General features: G+C 38.6%; 5 protein-coding genes and 13 tRNA genes. All 18 read left to right on the top strand.

Features of this window, described 5'->3' with window-relative positions:
* Window positions 1–123: 123 nt before the first annotated feature.
* The 18 genes from GKE48_RS14405 (at window position 124) to GKE48_RS14325 (ending at window position 4633) form a co-directional block, all read left to right on the top strand.
* Window positions 124–195 (top strand) — tRNA-Asn (locus tag GKE48_RS14405).
* A 63-nt stretch (window positions 196–258) separates the two neighbouring features.
* Window positions 259–330: transfer RNA gene (locus GKE48_RS14400), tRNA-Glu, on the top strand.
* 30 nt (window positions 331–360) lie between these two features.
* Window positions 361–432: transfer RNA gene (locus GKE48_RS14395), tRNA-Thr, on the top strand.
* Window positions 433–436: 4 nt separating this feature from the next.
* A tRNA-Ile gene (locus tag GKE48_RS14390) sits at window positions 437–510 on the top strand.
* Between the two features lie 17 nt (window positions 511–527).
* Window positions 528–601 (top strand) — tRNA-Asp (locus tag GKE48_RS14385).
* A gap of 39 nt (window positions 602–640) precedes the next feature.
* Window positions 641–727: transfer RNA gene (locus tag GKE48_RS14380), tRNA-Leu, on the top strand.
* Between the two features lie 23 nt (window positions 728–750).
* Window positions 751–824 (top strand) — tRNA-Arg (locus GKE48_RS14375).
* Between the two features lie 134 nt (window positions 825–958).
* On the top strand, window positions 959–1132 hold the full coding sequence (locus GKE48_RS14635) for a hypothetical protein (protein ID WP_173016958.1): 174 nt from the start codon (window positions 959–961) through the stop codon (window positions 1130–1132).
* A 100-nt stretch (window positions 1133–1232) separates the two neighbouring features.
* A complete protein-coding gene (locus GKE48_RS14370; RefSeq protein WP_022097599.1) occupies window positions 1233–1583 on the top strand; it encodes a rhodanese-like domain-containing protein in 351 nt (116 codons plus the stop codon).
* Window positions 1584–1643: 60 nt separating this feature from the next.
* Complete coding sequence (locus GKE48_RS14365) at window positions 1644–2804, top strand: THUMP domain-containing class I SAM-dependent RNA methyltransferase (protein ID WP_154301380.1); 1161 nt, start codon at window positions 1644–1646, stop codon at window positions 2802–2804.
* Window positions 2805–2806: 2 nt separating this feature from the next.
* Window positions 2807–3394, top strand: a complete 588-nt coding sequence (locus tag GKE48_RS14360; protein WP_154301379.1) for an XTP/dITP diphosphatase — start codon at window positions 2807–2809, stop codon at window positions 3392–3394.
* A gap of 21 nt (window positions 3395–3415) precedes the next feature.
* The gene (locus tag GKE48_RS14355; protein ID WP_041687911.1) at window positions 3416–3898 is read left to right on the top strand and encodes a metallophosphoesterase family protein; all 483 of its coding nucleotides are present in this window, start codon (window positions 3416–3418) and stop codon (window positions 3896–3898) included.
* A 145-nt stretch (window positions 3899–4043) separates the two neighbouring features.
* A tRNA-Pro gene (locus GKE48_RS14350) sits at window positions 4044–4118 on the top strand.
* Window positions 4119–4138: 20 nt separating this feature from the next.
* Window positions 4139–4209: transfer RNA gene (locus tag GKE48_RS14345), tRNA-Gly, on the top strand.
* Window positions 4210–4213: 4 nt separating this feature from the next.
* A tRNA-Arg gene (locus tag GKE48_RS14340) sits at window positions 4214–4287 on the top strand.
* A 47-nt stretch (window positions 4288–4334) separates the two neighbouring features.
* Window positions 4335–4408, top strand: a tRNA-His gene (locus tag GKE48_RS14335).
* Between the two features lie 14 nt (window positions 4409–4422).
* Window positions 4423–4495 (top strand) — tRNA-Gln (locus tag GKE48_RS14330).
* Window positions 4496–4560: 65 nt separating this feature from the next.
* A tRNA-Lys gene (locus GKE48_RS14325) sits at window positions 4561–4633 on the top strand.
* Window positions 4634–5014: the final 381 nt, after the last annotated feature.

Genomic DNA, 5014 nt, shown 5'->3' with positions numbered 1-5014 from the left:
AGGGCTTAACCAAGAGAAAAGGTTAAGACGGTTTGGATAGAACAAAGAGAGTTATTCTTAAGAGTAATCGGATGAAAGAATTTTAATGTGCAGTTTTGAAAGAGCAATCTTTCAATTTTATAATCCTCGATAGCTCAATGGTAGAGCACTCGGCTGTTAACCGAGTTGTTGTAGGTTCGAGCCCTACTCGGGGAGTTATAAGAATGGATATAGGACAATAGGATAATTGTTCCAATTCATTCTTATATTTTTTTATACGGCTCCATGGTCAAGCGGTTAAGACACCACCCTTTCACGGTGGTATCAGGGGTTCAAATCCCCTTGGAGTCATAGAGTAGAACATAAAAGGAAATTCAAATTGCCGACTTGGCTCAATGGCAGAGCAGCTGATTTGTAATCAGCAGGTTGTTGGTTCGACTCCGACAGTCGGCTTTTTGGACCTTTAGCTCAGTTGGTTAGAGCAACCGGCTCATAACCGGTCGGTCCTGGGTTCGAGTCCCCGAAGGTCCACTTGTTCTACTCGTTATGGCCTGGTGGCTCAGCTGGTTAGAGCGCCGCCCTGTCACGGCGGAGGTCGTGGGTTCGAACCCCATCCGGGTCGCTGCTATCATTATGATGGCAATAATTAATAATACACCAAGCCGGTGTGGCGGAACTGGCAGACGCACAGGACTTAAAATCCTGCGGGACTTATACTCCCATACGGGTTCGATTCCCGTTGCCGGCACTAAACACGAAAGTGTTTAGGAAGTACGTGTAGCTCAGCTGGATAGAGCGTCTGGCTACGGACCAGAAGGTCGCGAGTTCGAATCTTGTCACGTACATTTATTAACCTTGCATAGTTGCAAGGTTTTTTTAGTTTCACGAAACAATAATTGAAAGCATTTTCATGTATGAATAAAATAAGACAAAATAGCAATACTACATTAATGTAAAAATATTTATGGAGGTTGATATTATGTCAAAGAACACATCTAAAAATTCAACAAATTCAAAGAATTCTACTAATTCCAGCAATTCAACAAACTCAAGAAATTCTTATAATGAAACTAATTCAACAAACAGCAAGAATCAGTCATTTAAGAATTCCAAGAATAAGACATCAGGTTCTGATGAGTCCGACTGCTATTAGTCAGAATATAGGTCGCATATGCGGCCTTACATAACAAAATGGTAATAAAAAATACTAATTAAAGTATAATATATTAAATTCTATATTGTGTGGGTAAACTATGTCATGTGAAATGATAAGTTCAAGAAAAATAGATTATTATGTAAATGATCCATATGTAACAATAATTGATATAAGATTGAAGGAAAAATATGTATATTCGAGGATAAAAGGAGCAATACATTATGAATATAACAAGCTGGTTGATGATATAAATAATATATATAAATGCGGAAAGATTTCTTATGAATTTAGAAAAATATTTGGTAATAAGGAAAAAATATACATATTTTATTGCGATAAAGGTGCTATGAGTCTTGTTATATGCGAAAAGATGTCTGGGCTTGGATATATATGCAAGACAGTTGTAGGAGGATTTGAGGCATATAAAGGAATGTGTGTAATCAATTAACGGATTGACACTCATTTGCGTAGGCATTAATATATATATAAATGTACATTTGGAGGATATATGAATACATATGAATTAATTGCTCCCTGCCATTTTGGTCTGGAATCAGTATTAAAAAGGGAAATATATGATCTTGGATATGATATATCATCGGTAGAGGATGGAAAGGTCACTTTTGTAGGTGATTCTGAAGCCATATGCCGTGCTAATATAAATTTAAGGACTACAGAGCGTATTTTGATTAAAGTGGGTCAATTTAAGGCTGAGACATTTACAGAGCTGTTTGACAATACTAAAGCTCTTGAGTGGGAGAATTATATACCTAAGAATGGCAAGTTCTGGGTAACAAAAGCTAATTCTGTTAACAGTAAACTGTTCAGCAGTTCTGATATCCAGTCAATTGTTAAGAAAGCAATTGTAGAGAGACTTAAAGAACATTATAGAATTGGATGGTTTGAGGAAGATGGTGATTCTTATCCTATAAGAGTAACTATTATGAAGGATATTGTGACTATTGCACTTGACACATCAGGTGATTCGCTTCATAAGAGAGGATACAGACCGGCAGCTGGAAAAGCTCCTATATCTGAGACACTTGCAGCGGCGCTTATTATGCTTACGCCGTGGAGAGGCGACAGAATTCTTGTTGATCCATTCTGCGGAAGTGGCACATTTCCAATTGAAGCAGCTATGATAGCGGCTAATATTGCACCGGGAATGAACCGTAAGTTTACAGCACAGAAGTGGACTAACATAATTGACAAACAGTTGTGGTATGATGCTGTTGATGAAGCTGAGGATATGATTAATCTTGATGTTGAAACAGATATTCAGGGTTTTGATATTGATGCAGATGTTATAAGGAAGGCAAGAAGTAATGCGGAGAATGCCGGAGTAGAGAAGTTAATACATTTTCAGGAAAGAAGCGTATCGGACTTAAGTCATCATAAGAAATACGGTTTTATTATAACTAATCCGCCTTATGGTGAAAGACTTGAGGACAAGGAGACACTTCCAGGAATATATTCTGCATTTGGACGACAGTTTGCAAAATTAGATTCATGGTCAGCCTATATGATTACTTCATATGAGGATGCTGTCAAATATTTTGGCAGAAAGCCGGATAAGAATAGAAAGATATATAATGGAATGTTAAAGACATATTTTTACTCATTCCAGGGACCAAAGCCGCCTAAGAAAGAGAAGGGACAGGAAAGATAATTATGACTACTATTATTTTAGCGTCTAATAATAAGGACAAGGTTAAGGAAGTTAAAGAGATTCTTAAAGGGTATAATGTTATCTCTCTTAAGGATGCTGGAATTGACCTTGATGTAGAGGAAAATGGCACTACATTTGAAGAAAATGCGTTGATTAAGGCAAGAACTGTATGCAAACTTACAGGACAGCTTACAATGGCAGATGATTCAGGACTGGAGATTGATTATCTTAATAAAGAGCCTGGCGTGTATTCTGCCAGATATATGGGACATGATACATCATATGATATTAAAAATGCTTCTCTTATTAAACGACTTGAGGGTGTTGAAGGGAAGGACAGAAGCGGCAGGTTTGTATGTGCTATAGCAGTGTGTTTTCCTGATGGAAGGGAAATTGTTAAGAGAGGCACAATGGAGGGGCTTATAAGCAAGGAAATCGTTGGAGACAATGGTTTTGGCTATGACCCTATAGTTTATCTGCCTGAATATGGTAAAACATCAGCACAGCTTGATCCTGAAGAGAAGAATAAGATAAGCCACAGAGGTAAGGCACTTGAACTTATAAAGAAAGAACTGGATGAGTGCCTCTAATTGGCTCATTCTGGAGGTTTTATGCAGAGGATAATGATTGTTAGCGATTCACATAGAAGACACGGTAATCTGGCAGAGGCAATATATAATGAGCAGCCATTCGATTTACTTATCCATCTTGGTGATATCGAAGGGGAAGAAGATATAATACAGGAGCTTGCCGGGGGTGAAACAATAATGGTACCGGGTAATAATGATTTCTTTTCACCTCTTCCAAGAGAACGTGAGATAGAACTTGCAGGGAAAAAAGTGCTTTTGACACACGGTCATTATTATTATGTTTCTCTCGATTTGCAGACTCTCAGGGAAGAGTGTATAGCAAGAGGAATAGATATAGTTATGTTTGGACATACTCACAGACCATTGATACAGATAGAAGATGAACTTACATTCATTAATCCTGGAAGCATATCATATCCTCGTCAGGCAGATAAAAGATGTACATATATTATGCTTGAAATTGATGATAATGGTGAAATGTCTTTTAATTTAAAGTATGTATAAATCCAGTAAATATGTGGGTTTACAGACTTGTAGAAAGAATTTTGAAAAAAATTGAAAAAAATTCAAAAAAAGTGTTGACAGATAGTACACCTTATAATATAATCATTCTTGCGTTGCGGAACAGAGCAAACGCAAGAAACAAAAACGGGGTGTGGCTCAGCTTGGCTAGAGCGCTTGATTTGGGATCAAGAGGTCGCAGGTTCGAATCCTGTCACCCCGACTTTACAACTTAATAATTATGCGGGTGTAGTTCAATGGTAGAACACTAGCCTTCCAAGCTAGATACGTGGGTTCGATTCCCATCACCCGCTTTGTGTGTTCGTAGCTCAGCTGGATAGAGCAACGGCCTTCTAAGCCGTGGGTCGAGGGTTCGAATCCCCCCGGGCACACTTTTTTTTATGAGTCATGGCCAGTAGCTTATGACTTTTGCATTATGGTGGGTATAGCACAGCTGGTCAGCGCGTCAGATTGTGGCTCTGAAGGTCCAGGGTTCGAATCCCTGTACCCACCCTTTTTTTATTTCTTGGGCTATCGCCAAGCGGTAAGGCACAGGGTTTTGATCCCTGCATTACGCTGGTTCGAATCCAGCTAGCCCAGCTCGGTAGTTATAATCCGAGGCTGGATGTTTGATATAGATTGTTACTCATAATTGTATACATTGAGGGCTCATAGCTCAGTTGGTAGAGCACTAGACTTTTAATCTAGGTGTCCCGGGTTCGAACCCCGGTGGGCTCATTAAGATGGGAATGGTTGAAAAACCATTCCCTTTTTTCTTTCCGTGCTTAGTGACTAGGAGGGGAACGGTCGTCTTGTGAAGAAATTCATTCTTTATTATTTCCATGCATTAATTATTGTAATTTTGAAAACCCGCATAAACACTGGGAATATTTGTAGGCAAGTTGGGCACTTTTGTGGCACTTGGAGTCAGAGGGAGAGGGATGATTGAGAATAGGAGTTTTAACTTGGGTAAGTTTTATGTTAAAATGGAGAAAATGAATCGGAAGTTATAAGAAGTGGAAAAGGAGGACAAGTTAATGATAAAAAAATAGCCATTGTACCCTATGTAACTAATGGGAGAAATTCACAGGTTGGACATGATGGACATTTTAATATTTT

The sequence above is a fragment of the Lachnospira eligens genome (genome assembly GCF_009680455.1).
In the GTDB taxonomy this organism is placed as follows: Bacteria; Bacillota; Clostridia; order Lachnospirales; family Lachnospiraceae; genus Lachnospira; species Lachnospira eligens_A.
Note: the sequence above shows the minus strand (reverse complement) of the source record. Positions and strands in the feature narration are given on the sequence as shown.

Excerpts from the sequence above, each read along its gene's own strand:
- GKE48_RS14635 (WP_173016958.1), top strand. The coding sequence starts at position 959 with ATGTCAAAGAACACATCTAAAAATTCAACAAATTCAAAGAATTCTACT.
- GKE48_RS14370 (WP_022097599.1), top strand. The coding sequence starts at position 1,233 with ATGTCATGTGAAATGATAAGTTCAAGAAAAATAGATTATTATGTAAAT.
- GKE48_RS14365 (WP_154301380.1), top strand. The coding sequence starts at position 1,644 with ATGAATACATATGAATTAATTGCTCCCTGCCATTTTGGTCTGGAATCA.
- GKE48_RS14360 (WP_154301379.1), top strand. The coding sequence starts at position 2,807 with ATGACTACTATTATTTTAGCGTCTAATAATAAGGACAAGGTTAAGGAA.
- GKE48_RS14355 (WP_041687911.1), top strand. The coding sequence starts at position 3,416 with ATGCAGAGGATAATGATTGTTAGCGATTCACATAGAAGACACGGTAAT.